This is a genomic window from Allobosea lupini (assembly GCF_900109525.1).
In the GTDB taxonomy this organism is placed as follows: Bacteria; Pseudomonadota; Alphaproteobacteria; order Rhizobiales; family Beijerinckiaceae; genus Allobosea; species Allobosea lupini.
The window spans coordinates 378,883-393,066 of the sequence record NZ_FOAN01000003.1; the positions used below are offsets into that span (position 1 = coordinate 378,883).

Here is a 14,184-nt window from a genome sequence, read left to right on the forward strand (position 1 = left end):
TCAGGCGATCCGCTTGTCGGCGGAATCGCAGAGGTCAGCGACGACGCAGCTCTCGCAGGCCGGCCGCAGCGCCTTGCAGGTGTAGCGTCCGTGCAGGATCAGCCAGTGATGCGCGTGCCGGCCGAACTCGGCCGGCACCGCCTTTTCCAGGCCGAGTTCGACCTGCAGCACATTCTTGCCGGGCGCGATGCGCAGGCGGTTCGCGACGCGGAAGACATGGGTGTCGACCGCGTGGGTGATCTCGCCGAAAGCGATGTTGAGCACCACGTTCGCGGTCTTGCGGCCGACGCCGGGCAGGCTCTCCAGCGCCTCGCGCGCGATCGGCACCTCGCTGCCGAACTCCAAGATCAGCTTTTCCGAGAGTGCGATGACGTTCTTCGCCTTGTTGCGGTAGAGCCCGATCGTCTTGATCAGCTCGCGCACCTGGTCTTCGCCGAGGGCGAGCATCTTTTCAGGCGTGTCAGCGAGCTCGAACAGCCGCTTCGTCGCCTTGTTGACGCCGGCATCGGTCGCCTGTGCCGAGAGCACCACGGCGACCAGCAACGTGAAGGCGTTGACGTAGTCAAGCTCGCCCTTCGGCTCGGGCCTTTGCTGCCGGAAGCGGCTGAATATCTCGTAGACCTCGGCAGCGCTGCGCGGCTTCGGATTCGTGATCCGCTTCGGTGGAGGGCTGCGGCGTTTCGCACTGTTCGGCACGGGCATCGCGGCGTTATAGTTGGCACATGACCTTGGGCAAGCCCGAATCCGACCTTGCAGTCGAAGCGGCCGAAAAGCCGGTCTTCGACGCGACGATCACGCCGCATCGCTCGCTCGGCCAGAACGGATTCCGGACCGTGATGACGCTGGTCTGCCTGACCAGCGTCGCGGCCTCCATTCCTTTCATGGTGCTCGGTGCCTGGCCGGTCGCAGGCTTCTTCGGCCTCGACGTCCTCGCGCTGTTCATCGCCTTCAAGGTCAACTTCAATGCGGCCCGCGCCTTCGAGCGCATCGTCGTGACGCCGCTCGAGGTGCTGTTGCGCAAGGTCTCGCATCACGGCCGCGAGAGGATCTGGCGCTCCAATCCGGCCTGGACCAAGCTCGAGCGCGCGGACGACGAGGATTACGGCCTGCTCGAGCTTTCGCTGGTCGCGCGAGGGCAGCGCACCGTGGTCGCTTCCGCACTTTCGCCGCAGGAGCGCGAAGGCTTCGCACAGGCGCTCGGAGCGGCGCTCGCCAAGGCCAAGCGCGGCCCGGATTTCGAACCCGCCCGAGCATGACCGCTACGATCATCCCGCTGATCGCATGGGCGGCGATCATCGTCGTCGTCATCGCGGCGGTGCGGGCCAATCGCGCTCGGCGCGGCCCCCTGCCTGCTGAGACCGGTGGCGAGGAAGCTGTCCGTGCTTATGCACTGATCCTGCGCGACAAGCTCGATCGCGCCCTGTTCGGCCCGGTGCTGGCAGGGCAGGTCTGGGATCGCGTGATGGTTCGCCCAGTCGGCGAGGGGCTGATCCACGAATTCCACCGCGATTACTGCGGTCACGGCCTGATCCGCACGCGAGACGGCGTCAAGCTCTGCGACATCCTGGACGGTCATCATCCCGGCGAGGCCATTGCCGAGTGGCGTTCGCGCGAGGACTTCGTCGCCTTCTTCGCCGAGCAGTCGGACTATAGTTGCAGCGGCTGGGACGAGGCTTCGCCGGTTTTCTTCACCGACGACGAATGGCACCGCAACAACCAACGCCTGACGCGGGAGAAGCTGCAGCGCTTCGCTTGAGGGAGGCCTCAGGTTGTCCGTTGCGCCAGCCAGACCGTATGGCCGCCGCAGTTCGGGTCCTCGACGATATGCTCGACGACGGCAAAACCGGTCGCATTGAGCAGCGCGCGATACTCGGACGGATCGAGGCTGCCATGGTAGAGCGGTTCGCCCTCGAAGCTGCCGATCGCCTCGCCATGGCCGGGCCCGCTGGTGAAGAGCAGCGCAGCTCCATCCGCCGCATGCGCACGGAAGAGCGGGAACATCCGCCGCTGATCGTCGGGCTTCAGATGGAAGAAGCTGTCCCAGGCGATGAGCCCGTCGAAGCGCCGGCCAAGTGCGAGCTCGCGCATATCGCCGACCTGCCAGTCCTGCTGCGGGAAGCGTTTCCGGCAGAGCGCGATCAGCGGCGCCGCCGAATCGATGCCGGTGACCGCACAGCCCCGTTCGATCAGATGCCTGGCGATCGGCTCGCCCATGCCGCAGCCGATGTCGAGGACCGAAGGAGTCGCCGGCAGCCGTGACAGGAAGCGGTCGAGCCAGTGCGCCTCCATCAGCTTCCGGCCGCGTTGCTGGTCATAGGCAGCGGCGTGGCGCAGGTAGAGCGAGACGACGGCGTCGGCGGAATCGGTCATCGTTGGATGTCTACGCGGCCTTTGAGGCGAAGACGAGCTTGTCAGCTTTCGGGTGGGAGACGCATGCTGACAGCATTAGCGTCGCGAGCATGAGATTTGAGATCGCGAGGACAGAAAGATGAACGCCCATTCCAGTCTCAGGACGGCGATGAAACCGATAGTCGTCTCCAATGCCGTGCTCGCCCGCGCCACCGAAGCCATTCCCTCGGAAGCCGATTTTCCGGCGGTTGTGCCCGGCTCGGATTACGACACCGTGCGCCGCATCCTGGCCTACATCACCAATAACTGGCGCCAGCAGCCGACGATCGAGGCGATTGCCGACGCGGCCGGTGCGACCCCGACCGACGTGCATCATCTGTTCCGGCGCTGGTGCGGGCTGACGCCCAAGGCGTTCCTGCAGGCGATCACGCTCGACAACGCCAAGGGCCTGCTGGCCGCCTCCGCCAGCATCCTCGACACCAGCTTCGAGGTCGGACTCTCCGGTCCCGGCCGCCTGCACGACCTCTTCGTCACCCATGAGGCGATGTCGCCGGGCGAGTGGAAGACCGGCGGCGAGGGATTGCGCATGTCCTATGGCTTCCACCAGTCGCCCTTCGGCGAAGCGCTGGTCGTGGTGACCGAGCGCGGGCTCGCCGGTCTCGGCTGGGTCTCGAACAGCCTCGACGGCGGCAAGGTGATCGGCGGCCGGGCCGAGGCGCTGGCCGACATGATGCGGCGCTGGCCGCATGCGGACTACCACTTCGATCCGCAGAGCACGGCGCCCTATGCGACGCGCATCTTCGAGCCGGGCAGCTGGTCGCCGCAGACGCCGCTGCGCGTCGTGCTGATCGGCACCGATTTCGAGGTCCGTGTCTGGGAGACGCTGCTGCGCATCCCGGTCGGCTGCGCCACCACCTATGGCGACGTCGCCGGCCATATCGGCAAGCCTTCGGCGGCTCGCGCGGTTGGCGCTGCGGTGGGCAAGAACCCGATCTCCTTCGTCGTCCCCTGCCACCGCGTCATCGGCAAGTCCGGCGCGCTCACCGGCTACCATTGGGGGCTGACGCGCAAGCGCGCCATCCTCGGCTGGGAAGCCGGGCAGGTCGCAGGCGGCGAGGCCGCCTGAGTCCAGAACTTACTGGATGGTCGGAGCGGGCGCTGCCGCAGGCGGGGGCGTCCGCCTTGCCGTGGCCGGGCGCGGCTTCGACGTCTCGGGCTTCGGCTCGGGCAGGCCGAGGCGGGCGCGGATCGAGGCGGCGCGCGCCTCGGTGATGCGGGCGCCGCAGAAGCCGTGCGAGCCCTCGCGCTGGAAGTCGCGGCAGATCTGCTCGCGCTCCGACGAGAAGCCGGCCTGCTCGCGGGCGATCGTGCGCTGCTCGGTCAGGTTGGCCTTGGCCGAGAGCGCCCGGTAGCCTTCCCGCACCGCGGTCTCCGCCTTGCTGCGCTCGGCCTCGGTCTCCTTGGCGCGGGCCGGCAGGGTGCGCACGTCCGGCCCCCAGACGCCGCGCGGATCGATGCGGCAGGCGGCGGCCTCGATCACGCAGGGCTGCTCCGGCTCGATCACCAGGAAGGCGCCTTCGAGCACGTCGAAGACGATCGGGCAGGCCGCGGCTTCCAGCTTGTAGCGCGGCAACCCGGCCGGCTTGCCGAGCGAGGTCACCGGCACGGGCGTATCGCCGAAGGAGATGGCGCAGGGTTCGACGAGGTTGCTGGACTGGAAGCCTTCGGCGCGCAGCTTCAGGCCGTAGCCGCTGCCGGTCTTCTCCAGCGTTGCTTCGCCGAAGCCGCCATTGCGTCGCAAGCTCTTGCCAAGAAGCGAGTCTTCTCCGGGGATCTTGATGGCCGGCATGGTGCGCGGGCGCGGCGCCGACGACTGGCCGCCGACGGAGGCCGGCGCCGATTGCTGGGCGCCGGGCTGGTTGAAGGGCTGCGCACCGGGAAGCTGCATCGGCTGAGCCAGGGCTGCGCCTGCAAGGCCGAGCCAGGCCAGGGCTGCACCGGCAGCGAGGCGATGGGCAGTCGGGCGGCGGAGCGTCGTCACGGCTGTTTCCTGGTGGCGAAGGTCCATTCTGAATGGAATGGCTACGCCTGTTGCGCAAGAGCATGCGCGCAACACTTACCCGGAATGGTCAGCCCTGCGAATTCTGTGAGGGATACTGCACAAAGCCGATTCTTAATCCGGCTCCGCGCCTTGCAAGCAGGCCGTCACCCTCCCTATATACGCCGCGAAGCGGTGGTTTTTACGGGCCATCGGGGCCGGATTGCGCCAGGCGCCAGCACTCACATGCGAACGCTGCAACGCAGGGCCGGTCGATCTTTGTTGTAACCGGCGGGTGAGGCCGGGCCGGGGCTTGAAGTCCCGTTCCGTCGCTTCAGCCGCCAGACGTGGGTATCCCGGGTTCGTTCGCCGCGGAAGGTGGGGGCGATCCGGGGCCATGGGCCGGGGAGCGGCGTCTTACGCGCGCTCTTCCGGCGATCTGCTAAATCGAAAGGGATCCCATCCATGGGTAAAGTCATCGGTATCGACCTCGGAACCACCAACTCCTGCGTTGCAGTGATGGAAGGGTCGACGCCCAAGGTCATCGAGAATTCCGAGGGCGCCCGCACCACGCCTTCGATCGTCGCCATCACGGATGACGGCGAGCGTCTGGTCGGCCAGCCGGCCAAGCGCCAGGCGGTCACCAATCCGGAGCGGACCTTCTTCGCCATCAAGCGCCTGATCGGGCGCACTTTCGACGATCCGATGACCAAGAAGGACATCGATCTCGTCCCCTACAAGATCAAGAAGGCCCCGTCGGGTGACGCCTGGGTCGAGGCCGACGGCAAGGATTACTCGCCCTCGCAGATCTCCGCCTTCACGCTGACCAAGATGAAGGAGACCGCGGAGGCCTATCTCGGCCAGCCGGTGACGCAGGCCGTCATCACCGTTCCCGCCTATTTCAACGACGCCCAGCGTCAGGCCACCAAGGATGCCGGCCGTATCGCCGGCCTCGAGGTGCTGCGCATCATCAACGAGCCGACTGCGGCCGCGCTCGCCTATGGCCTCGACAAGAAGTCGGCCGGCACCATCGCGGTCTATGACCTCGGCGGCGGCACGTTCGACGTCTCGGTCCTCGAGATCGGCGACGGCGTGTTCGAGGTGAAGTCGACCAATGGCGACACCTTCCTCGGCGGCGAGGACTTCGACATGCGCCTGGTCGAATACCTGGCGGACGAGTTCAAGCGCGAGCAGGGCATTGACCTGAAGAAGGACAAGCTCGCCCTGCAGCGCCTGAAGGAGGCGGCCGAGAAGGCCAAGATCGAGCTCTCCACGACCGCACAGACCGAGATCAACCTGCCCTACATCACGGCGGATGCCTCGGGTCCGAAGCACCTCGCCATCAAGCTCTCGCGCGCCAAGTTCGAGAGCCTGGTCGACGATCTGATCCAGCGCACCATCGAGCCCTGCCGCAAGGCGCTCAAGGATGCCGGCCTGTCCGCGGGCCAGATCGACGAGGTCGTCCTGGTCGGCGGCATGACCCGCATGCCGAAGGTCCAGGAGGTCGTGAAGCAGTTCTTCGGCAAGGAGCCGCACAAGGGCGTCAACCCCGACGAGGTCGTCGCCATCGGCGCCGCGATCCAGGCCGGCGTCCTGCAGGGCGACGTCAAGGACGTCCTGCTGCTTGACGTGACCCCGCTCTCGCTCGGCATCGAGACGCTGGGCGGCGTGTTCACGCGCCTGATCGACCGCAACACCACGATCCCGACCAAGAAGAGCCAGGTCTTCTCCACCGCCGAGGACAACCAGGGCGCGGTGACGATCCGGGTCTTCCAGGGCGAGCGCGAGATGGCGGCCGACAACAAGATGCTCGGCCAGTTCGACCTGATGGGCATCCCGCCGGCCCCGCGCGGCATGCCGCAGATCGAGGTGACCTTCGACATCGACGCCAACGGCATCGTCTCGGTGACGGCGAAGGACAAGGCCACCAACAAGGAGCAGCAGATCCGCATCCAGGCGTCCGGCGGCCTCTCCGAGGCCGAGATCCAGAAGATGGTCAAGGATGCCGAGGCCAACGCCGCCGATGACAAGAAGCGTCGCGAGGTGGTCGAAGCCAAGAACCAGGGCGAGAGCCTCGTGCACTCGACCGAGAAGTCGCTGAAGGACTATGGCGACAAGGTTTCGGCGGCCGACAAGGGCGCGATCGAGACGGCGCTCGAAGCCCTCAGGACTGCGCTGACCGGTGAGGATGTCGAGGCGATCCAGGCCCGCACCAACGAGCTGATGCAGGCGTCGATGAAGCTCGGCGAGGCGATGTATGCCGCCAGCCAGGCCGAAGCGAACGCTCCCGAGGGCGCCGCTGCCGAGGAGCCGAAGAAGGACGACGTTATCGACGCCGACTTCAAGGACGTCAGCGACGACAAGGGCGACAAGAAGAAGAGCGCCTGATCGCGCTACTTGGTCATCCATCGACCGTGACGGGATGGCCGGGCTTGACCCGGCCATTCCGTTGAGGCGATGGCGTCGGCAGGACATGACTCGCCGGCCTGCGCAAGGAGCGCGGGGCGGCGCAGGGGCAGCTGGTTGAATGTCGAAGCGCGACTATTACGAAATCCTCGGGGTCTCCCGGACCGTGACGGAGGTCGAGCTCAAGAGCTCCTTCCGCAAGCTCGCCATGCAGCATCACCCGGACAAGAACCCGGGCGACAAGCAGGCCGAGTTGAAGTTCAAGGAGATCAACGAGGCCTATCAGATCCTCTCCGACGGCCAGAAGCGCGCGGCCTATGACCGCTACGGCCATCAGGCCTTCGAGAACGGCGGCGGGGGCGGTGGCGGCCCTGCCGACATGTCGGACTTCATGTCCGATATCTTCGAATCCTTCTTCGGCGAGGGCCGCGGCCGTGGCGGCCCGCGCGGCGCCAATTCCCGCGAACGCGGCGCCGACCTGCGCTATAATCTCGAGATCGGCCTCGAAGAGGCCTATTCCGGCAAGAACGAGACCATCCGCGTCCCGACTTCGGTGACCTGTGAAGTCTGCTCCGGCACCGGCGCCAAGGCCGGCTCGAAGTCGCGCCAGTGCCCGACCTGCGGCGGCCATGGCCGCGTCCGCGCCAGCCAGGGCTTCTTCTCGGTCGAGCGGACATGCCCGACCTGCAACGGCCGCGGCGAGATCATCGACGATCCCTGCACCGGCTGCCAGGGCGCCGGACGCGTCACCCGCGAACGCACGCTCTCGGTCAACATCCCGGCCGGTGTCGAGGACGGTACCCGCATCCGCCTTGCAGGCGAGGGTGAGGCTGGCTTGCGCGGCGGACCGGCTGGTGATCTCTACATCTTCCTATCGATCAAGCCGCACGCCATCTTCCAGCGCGACGGCGCCGACCTGTTCTGCCGGGTGCCGATCGGCCTGACTTCGGCCGCGCTCGGCGGCGAGATCGAGGTGCCGACGCTGAATGGTGAAAAGGCCCGGGTGAAAATCCCCGAGGGGACTCAGACCGGCAAGCAGTTCCGGCTCAAGGCCAAGGGCATGAGCGTTCTGCGCTCGCGCGAGATGGGCGATCTCTACATCCAGGTTCTCGTCGAGACGCCGCAGAAGCTCACTCCCCGCCAGCGCGAATTGCTGATGGAGTTCGAGCGCGAGAGCTCGGGCGCAACCCATCCCGAGACAGCCGGCTTCTTCGGCCGGGTCAAGGATTTCCTCGGCGGCCTCGGCGGCTCTGCCTGAGACGAAAAAACGGGCGCCTTGCGGCGCCCGTTCTTCTGTGGTCGGAGCCGGCCTGATGGTCAGGCCTTGTCGATCACCTTCTTGACGGCGTCCTTGGTTTTGCCGACCGCCTGCTGGGCTTCGCCCTTGCGCTCCTGCGCGATACCCTCGGCCTGAAGCTCGGGCTTGTTCAGCGCCTTGCCGGCTGCCTGCTTGATGTTGCCGGCGGCCTCGTTGGCCATGCCCTTGATCTTGTCGGCGGTGCTGCCCATGGACGTGTTCCTTTCCGAATGAGTCGAGCCCGGCGCCTCGGCGTCGGTTCGGATGGGAGAACGTCACGGCCGGGCTTTGGTTCCCGCGCTCAAGCGGACGTGATGGTCTCTGCGATCGCCCGCAGCGCCCGGCCCGTTGCCTCGTCGGCCGGGAAGAAGGTCTCCAGCGCCAGCTCCGACAAGGTCACGTCGACCGGCGTGCCGAACACCGTCGTGGTCGAGATCAGCGACAGCTCGGTCTCGCCGAGCCGCAGGTGCAGCGGCAGCACGATCGGCGGCTCGGCCTCGTCCTGCGCCTTGCCTTTGATGACTGGCACGGCCGGGACGGGATAGCTCAGCAATTCGGTCAGGAGTTCGGCCAGCAGCGGGTCGGCCGTGGCGCGGATCTGCTGGCGCAGCCTTGCGATCAGATGGCCGCGCCATTCCGTCAGGTTGACGATCGCCGGGGCGAGTCCGCGCGGATGCAGGCTGAGCCGCAGCACGTTGACCGGCGGGCGCAGCAGGTCGGCGTCTTCGACGACCGCGAGCATCGGCGCGATCATCTTGTTCGCCGCGAGCAGGGTCCAGTGCCGGTCGATGGCCACGGCCGGGTAGGGCTCGTGCCCCTTGAGCAGCAGGTCGATCGCGCTGCGCGCCGCCTGCAGGCTCGGATCCTCCAGCGAGCGTTCGAGATAGACCGGTGCATAGCCGGCCGAGAGTAGGAGCGCGTTGCGCTCGCGCAGCGGCACGCCGAGATGCTCGGCGAGCAGCAGGACCATGTCTCGGCTCGGGACCGAGCGGCCGCTCTCGACAAAGCTGAGATGCTTCTGCGAGATCTCGGCTTCGAGCGCGAGGTCGAGCTGGCTGAGACGGCGCAGCTGGCGCCAGTCGCGGATGAGATGCCCGATCGTGGGCTGCTGGTGCTTGTTCATGATGGGCAAGCTAGCCGCAGCCGCGCCGCCATCCAATTACCTCTGGCTTAATCGACCGGCCGCCGGGCTTTCGTCAGCATGGCCTCCATCAGCAACCGCCCCGGATGAGACGGGGCCTGAACCGGAGAACGACCATGGCCTTCATCCAATCCTCGCGTTTCCTGCGCAACGCCCTTGCCCTCGATGCCGCCGCCTGCGCCGCGACCGGCCTGCTGCTCAGCGTCGGCGCCAGTTCGCTCTCCGGCCTCCTCGGCTTTCCGGCGGAGCTTCTTCGCAGCGCCGGCCTGGTGTTGCTGCCTTGTGCTGCCCTGCTTGCGTTCTTCGCCAGCCGGCTTCGCCTGCCGCGCCTCGCAATCTATGCCGTGATCGGTGTCAACGTCCTCTGGATCGCCGACAGCGTGCTGATCCTCGTCGCCGGCTGGTTCGCGCCGACCACGCTCGGCATCGCCTTCGTCTTGGCCCAGGCCGCGGCGGTCGCGGTCGTCACCGAGCTCGAGGTGATCGGCCTGAAGAAGTCGGTCACGGAAACCGTTGGAACCGAAGCCGCTTTGCACTGACCAAACGGCCCGTTAGCCGAAGCCGCCGTGGCTCGCGCCGCGGCGGCCGTTGCTTGCGATGGCTTGTCACGAAACCGTCGTCTGTGCTCACTAGCCGGAAGGCCTGCCTCCCCACCCTGCGGAACAGGACCGTCCCAATGCGCAAACCCCTTGTCCTTGCGGCCCTCGCGACGCTCCTCTCGGGCGCAACGGCACTTGCCGAGCCGACCTTCAACCGTATCGCCACCTTCCAGGTGCCGCTGAACCTCCCGGCCGATCGCGACGCGAAGAAGAAGACGGTTGCGGAGATCATTTCGGCCAACGAGGCCGGCACCCTGCTCGCCTATACCGACGCCGAGCAGAAGGCGGTCGGTCTGATCGACATCACCACGGCTGATGCGCCCAAGCCCGCCGGCTTCATTCCGGTCGGCGGCGAGCCGACCTCGGTCGTGATCCTCGGCGAGCGCGCCTTCGCCGTCGTCGTTAGCTCCGGCGACAACTTCAAGGAGCCGGCCGGCCATCTCGCCACCATCGACCTGAGAACGAAGCAGGTCACAGCCAAATGCGAGCTAGGCGGCCAGCCCGATTCGATCGCCCTGACCAAGGACAAGGGCAAGCTCGCCATCGTCATCGAGAACGAGCGCGACGAGAAGCTGAACAAGGGCGATCTGCCGCAGCTTCCCGCCGGCAATCTCACTTTGATCGGCATCACGGGCGGCGAGGCCGATTGCGCCTCCAGGCAGGTTGTCGACCTCACCGGCATCGCCGCGGTCGAGCCGACCGATCCGGAGCCGGAATTCGTCGACGTCAACCAGGACGGTCGTGCCGTGGTGACGCTGCAGGAGAACAACCACATCGCCGTGGTCGACACCAGGACCGGCAAGCTCGTTACGCATTTCCCGGCCGGCACCGTCGATCTCAAGAACATCGACAAGACCCGAGACGGTGAGATCAAGCCGGTTGAGGAGCTGAAGGGCGTGCGCCGCGAGCCCGATGCGGTGCGCTGGCTCGACAACGACCGCTTTGTCACCGCCAATGAGGGCGACTGGAAGGGCGGCTCGCGCGGCTTCACCATCTTCCACAAGGACGGCACGATCGAGTTCGATGCCGGCAACATGGTCGACCACATCGCCATCCGCCTCGGCCATTATCCGGAGCGCCGCTCAGCCGCTAAGGGCAGCGAGCCGGAGGGTATCGAGGTCGGCACCTATGATGGCGAGCGCCTGTTCTTCGTCGGGCTGGAACGCGCCTCACTCGTGCTCGTCTTCAAGGACGAAGGGCCGGGCAAGGCTCCGCGCTATCTGCAGGCCCTGCCGGGCGGCATCGCGCCGGAAGGACTGCTGGCGATCCCGCAGCGCAATCTCTTCGTTTCCGCCTCCGAGGCCGATCTCGGCGAGAAGGACGGGCCGCGTTCGGCCGTGACCATCTATCAGCGCAGCGAGGCGCCAACCGCCTACCCGACGATCGTCTCGGCCGATGTCGATGGCGTGCCACGCGGGTGGGGCGCGCTCTCGGGCCTCGCCGCCCATCCCGAGCTGCCGGGCCGTCTCTTCAGCGTCGCCGACAACGCCTATACGCCCTCGCGCATCCTCGACATCGACGCGACGAAGAAACCGGCGACGATCACCGGCGCCGTCACCGTGACGAAGGACGGCAAGCCGGCCTCCTATGATCTCGAGGGGATCGCGACGCGCGCCGGCGGCGGCTTCTGGCTGGTCTCGGAAGGCGCGCCGGAGCGCAAGGAGAAGCCAACCCAGAACCTGCTGCTGCGCGCTTCGGCCAGGGGCGAGATCGAGGAGGAGATCGCCCTGCCGGAGGACTTTGCCGCCAAGGCGGTCAACCAGGGCTATGAGGGCGTCGCCGTCACCGGCGCGGGCCAGGACGAAACGGTCTGGATCGCGGTCCAGCGCGAGTGGAAGGACGACCCCAAGGGCAAGGTCAAGATTCTGACCTACAAGCCCTTCAGCAAGAGCTGGGGTATTCTCTACTACCCGCTGACCGCTCCGGCCGCCGGCGCCTGGATGGGCCTCTCCGAACTGACCTATCTCGGCGACGAGACCTTCGCGGTGATCGAGCGCGACAACCAGTTTGGCGCCAAGGCCGTGAAGACGCTGGCGACCTTCTCGGTCAAGGGCCTGAAGCCGGCGCCTTTCGGCGCCTCGGAGATCCCGACGGTCGAGAAGACGCTGCTGCGCGACCTGACGCCGGACCTGATGAAGCTCGGCGGCTACGGGCTCGACAAGGTCGAGGGGATGGCGGTCGACAAGGCCGGCGATCTCTTCGTCGTCACCGACAATGACGGCGTCGACGATTCCTCCGGCGAGACCCAGTTCTTCGCCTTCGGCAGGCTCTCGAAGTAAGACGCTACGACAGGAGGCCGGCGAGTTCTTCTCGCCGGCCGGCCGATATCTTTGGGGTGTTTCCTGCTCCGCAGCGTAATTCAGCCGCTCCAGCCTTGCTGTTGCTGCCACTGCGTGCCCTACTTCTGCGAAAGGGGGGCAGCGAATGACCCAAGGGGTTCTGTCACAGAGCAGCGCGCCCTCGCATGGCGAGCACCACGGCTCCCTTCCTGCCCTCACGCTCGGCGCCCTCGGAGTCGTCTACGGCGACATCGGCACCAGCCCGCTCTATGCGCTGAAGGAGGCCGCCCGCGCCGCGAGCGCCGGCGGGACCTTGCAGCCGGGAGCGATCGTCGGCTGTGTCTCGATGATCCTGTGGGCGTTGATCCTGATCATCTCGCTCAAATACTCGCTGCTGATCATGCGTGCCGACAATCGCGGCGAAGGCGGCATTATGGCGATGCTGGCGCTGCTCAAGGCACGTCACGCCAAGCCGGGCACGGCCCGGGCCTATGTACTGGTAGTGGGCCTCGTCGGCGCCGCACTGCTCTATGGCGATGGGGCGATCACGCCGGCGATCTCGGTGCTCAGCGCGATCGAGGGCCTGAAGGTTGATGCGCCGTTTCTGACGCCGGCGATCGTGCCGCTGACCGCGGCGATCCTGATCGGCGTGTTCCTTGTGCAAAGCAAAGGCACGGGCTTCATCGGCAAGCTGTTCGGGCCGATCATGCTGCTCTGGTTCATCGCCCTCGCGCTGCTCGGCATTCGGGGCATCCTGATGGCGCCGGGGATCCTCTCCGCCATCAACCCGCTCAACGCGCTCTACTTCATCACCCACACCGCACCGCTCGTCGGCTTCGCCGTTCTCGGCGCGACCTTCCTGGCCGTGACCGGCGGTGAGGCGATGTATGCGGACATGGGCCATTTCGGCCCGCTGCCGATCCGCATCGCCTGGCTGACGGTGGTGCTCCCGGCGCTGATGCTCAACTATTTCGGCCAGGGCGGGCTGCTGCTGAGCCATCCCGAGGCGCTCGAAAACCCGTTCTACCAGCTCGCCCCGGACTGGGCGCATTATCCGATGGTGGTCTTCGCCACGGCCGCTGCCGTCATCGCCTCGCAGGCGGTTATCACTGGCGCCTTTTCGCTGACCCGCCAGGCCGTGCAGCTCGGCCTCTTCCCGGCGATCCGCATCAAGCACACGGCGGATGACCAGAAGGGGCAGATCTACATCCCGATCGTCAACTGGCTGATCTGCCTGGCGACCCTGACCTCGGTCTTCATGTTCCGCTCATCCGATGCGCTGGCCGGCGCCTACGGCATCGCCGTTTCCCTGCTGATGGCGATCACCACCGGACTCGCGGCGTTGATCGCGCTGAAATGGGGCTACAACCCGATCCTCGTCGTGGCGGTCAACGGCTTCTTCCTGCTGATCGATCTCGCCTTCTTCTCGGCGAACCTGCCGAAGCTGCACGAGGGCGGCTGGTACCCGCTGCTGCTGGCCATGGTGCTGACGATGATCATGCTGACCTGGCGACGCGGCCTTGTCTTGGTGGAGGCGGCGCGCGCCCGCCAGCGCGAGCCGGAGAAGGCGTTCCTGGACATGTTGGCGACGAACCCGCCGCTGCGCCTGCCCGGGACGGCCGCGTTCCTGGCCTCGGCCGCGCGGGGGCTGCCGCTCTCGCTCACGCATTTCGTCCGCCACAACCATGCCCTGCACGAGCGCATCCTTCTGGTGACGGGTAAGCTGCAGGAAATTCCGCGCGTCTCCGACGAGAACCGGATCGAGCTGATCGAGCTCGCACCCAGCGTCACCCGTGTGATCCTGCATTTCGGCTTCATGGAAACGCCGCACATCCCGAGCGGATTGCGCTGCGGTGTCGAGCGCGGCCTGCTGCGGGGTGTCGATCTCGCTGAGATGTCGTATTACATCGGCCGCGAGACGGTCATTCCGCGCGAGGAGATCGCGGGCATGGCGATGTGGCGCGAGGCGCTCTTCGCCTTCATGCAGCGCAACGCCGAGCGTTCCGCCGCGCATTTCCATATCCCGGCCAAGCAGGTCGTCGAGGTCGGGGTCGAGATCGAGATCTGATCTTCGC

Annotated in this window: 13 protein-coding genes; 8 read left to right on the top strand and 5 right to left on the bottom strand. The window is 66.7% G+C overall.

Translation table 11 applies throughout. The features are described from left to right. Positions 1-702, bottom strand: a complete 702-nt coding sequence (nth, locus tag BMZ21_RS11160) for an endonuclease III (RefSeq protein WP_091833426.1) — start codon at positions 700-702, stop codon at positions 1-3. A gap of 20 nt (positions 703-722) precedes the next feature. Between nth and BMZ21_RS11165 the strand changes: the two genes are divergently transcribed. Both BMZ21_RS11165 and BMZ21_RS11170 read left to right on the top strand, forming a co-directional pair. Further along, positions 723-1,256 (top strand): DUF2244 domain-containing protein, encoded by a 534-nt coding sequence (locus BMZ21_RS11165; RefSeq protein WP_091833429.1) that lies wholly within the window; start codon positions 723-725, stop codon positions 1,254-1,256. Then, positions 1,253-1,756, top strand: coding sequence for a hypothetical protein (locus tag BMZ21_RS11170; RefSeq protein WP_091833432.1), 504 nt, complete (start codon positions 1,253-1,255; stop codon positions 1,754-1,756). Before BMZ21_RS11165 ends, BMZ21_RS11170 begins: the two co-directional genes overlap by 4 nt. Positions 1,757-1,764: 8 nt before the next feature. Here BMZ21_RS11170 and BMZ21_RS11175 read toward each other — a convergent pair whose 3' ends face one another. Next, positions 1,765-2,370 (bottom strand): class I SAM-dependent DNA methyltransferase, encoded by a 606-nt coding sequence (locus BMZ21_RS11175; RefSeq protein WP_091833435.1) that lies wholly within the window; start codon positions 2,368-2,370, stop codon positions 1,765-1,767. 118 nt (positions 2,371-2,488) lie between these two features. On the opposite strand from BMZ21_RS11175, the gene BMZ21_RS11180 reads away from it, so the two are divergent. Continuing rightward, positions 2,489-3,475 carry a methylated-DNA--[protein]-cysteine S-methyltransferase gene (locus BMZ21_RS11180; RefSeq protein WP_244543804.1) on the top strand — a complete coding sequence of 329 codons (987 nt, stop codon included), beginning with the start codon at positions 2,489-2,491 and terminating at the stop codon, positions 3,473-3,475. 9 nt (positions 3,476-3,484) lie between these two features. Here BMZ21_RS11180 and BMZ21_RS11185 read toward each other — a convergent pair whose 3' ends face one another. Then, the gene (locus tag BMZ21_RS11185) at positions 3,485-4,390 is read right to left on the bottom strand and encodes a hypothetical protein (RefSeq protein WP_091833438.1); all 906 of its coding nucleotides are present in this window, start codon (positions 4,388-4,390) and stop codon (positions 3,485-3,487) included. 462 nt (positions 4,391-4,852) lie between these two features. Here BMZ21_RS11185 and dnaK point away from each other — a divergent pair, with 462 nt between their 5' ends. Continuing rightward, on the top strand, positions 4,853-6,775 hold the full coding sequence (dnaK, locus tag BMZ21_RS11190) for a molecular chaperone DnaK (protein WP_091833442.1): 1,923 nt from the start codon (positions 4,853-4,855) through the stop codon (positions 6,773-6,775). A gap of 139 nt (positions 6,776-6,914) precedes the next feature. Then, on the top strand, positions 6,915-8,051 hold the full coding sequence (gene dnaJ / locus BMZ21_RS11195; protein ID WP_091833445.1) for a molecular chaperone DnaJ: 1,137 nt from the start codon (positions 6,915-6,917) through the stop codon (positions 8,049-8,051). Between the two features lie 59 nt (positions 8,052-8,110). Here dnaJ and BMZ21_RS11200 read toward each other — a convergent pair whose 3' ends face one another. Together BMZ21_RS11200 and BMZ21_RS11205 are read right to left on the bottom strand one after the other, a co-directional pair. Continuing rightward, a complete protein-coding gene (locus tag BMZ21_RS11200) occupies positions 8,111-8,302 on the bottom strand; it encodes a CsbD family protein (protein WP_091833448.1) in 192 nt (63 codons plus the stop codon). Positions 8,303-8,391: 89 nt separating this feature from the next. Then, on the bottom strand, positions 8,392-9,213 hold the full coding sequence (locus tag BMZ21_RS11205; protein WP_091833451.1) for a helix-turn-helix domain-containing protein: 822 nt from the start codon (positions 9,211-9,213) through the stop codon (positions 8,392-8,394). A 134-nt stretch (positions 9,214-9,347) separates the two neighbouring features. Between BMZ21_RS11205 and BMZ21_RS11210 the strand changes: the two genes are divergently transcribed. From BMZ21_RS11210 to BMZ21_RS11220, 3 genes are all read left to right on the top strand, one after another. Beyond that, entirely contained in the window at positions 9,348-9,770 is a 423-nt protein-coding gene (locus tag BMZ21_RS11210; RefSeq protein ID WP_091833455.1) for a hypothetical protein, read from the top strand. Positions 9,771-9,907: 137 nt separating this feature from the next. Beyond that, positions 9,908-12,109: an esterase-like activity of phytase family protein gene (locus BMZ21_RS11215; protein ID WP_091833458.1), complete on the top strand. Its 2,202-nt coding sequence runs from the start codon at positions 9,908-9,910 to the stop codon at positions 12,107-12,109. Positions 12,110-12,254: 145 nt separating this feature from the next. Next, on the top strand, positions 12,255-14,177 hold the full coding sequence (locus BMZ21_RS11220; protein WP_091833461.1) for a potassium transporter Kup: 1,923 nt from the start codon (positions 12,255-12,257) through the stop codon (positions 14,175-14,177). Positions 14,178-14,184: the final 7 nt, after the last annotated feature.

Excerpts from the sequence above, each read along its gene's own strand:
- nth (WP_091833426.1), bottom strand. The coding sequence starts at position 702 with ATGCCCGTGCCGAACAGTGCGAAACGCCGCAGCCCTCCACCGAAGCGG.
- BMZ21_RS11165 (WP_091833429.1), top strand. The coding sequence starts at position 723 with ATGACCTTGGGCAAGCCCGAATCCGACCTTGCAGTCGAAGCGGCCGAA.
- BMZ21_RS11170 (WP_091833432.1), top strand. The coding sequence starts at position 1,253 with ATGACCGCTACGATCATCCCGCTGATCGCATGGGCGGCGATCATCGTC.
- BMZ21_RS11175 (WP_091833435.1), bottom strand. The coding sequence starts at position 2,370 with ATGACCGATTCCGCCGACGCCGTCGTCTCGCTCTACCTGCGCCACGCC.
- BMZ21_RS11180 (WP_244543804.1), top strand. The coding sequence starts at position 2,489 with ATGAACGCCCATTCCAGTCTCAGGACGGCGATGAAACCGATAGTCGTC.
- dnaK (WP_091833442.1), top strand. The coding sequence starts at position 4,853 with ATGGGTAAAGTCATCGGTATCGACCTCGGAACCACCAACTCCTGCGTT.
- dnaJ (WP_091833445.1), top strand. The coding sequence starts at position 6,915 with ATGTCGAAGCGCGACTATTACGAAATCCTCGGGGTCTCCCGGACCGTG.
- BMZ21_RS11200 (WP_091833448.1), bottom strand. The coding sequence starts at position 8,302 with ATGGGCAGCACCGCCGACAAGATCAAGGGCATGGCCAACGAGGCCGCC.
- BMZ21_RS11205 (WP_091833451.1), bottom strand. The coding sequence starts at position 9,213 with ATGAACAAGCACCAGCAGCCCACGATCGGGCATCTCATCCGCGACTGG.
- BMZ21_RS11210 (WP_091833455.1), top strand. The coding sequence starts at position 9,348 with ATGGCCTTCATCCAATCCTCGCGTTTCCTGCGCAACGCCCTTGCCCTC.
- BMZ21_RS11215 (WP_091833458.1), top strand. The coding sequence starts at position 9,908 with ATGCGCAAACCCCTTGTCCTTGCGGCCCTCGCGACGCTCCTCTCGGGC.
- BMZ21_RS11220 (WP_091833461.1), top strand. The coding sequence starts at position 12,255 with ATGACCCAAGGGGTTCTGTCACAGAGCAGCGCGCCCTCGCATGGCGAG.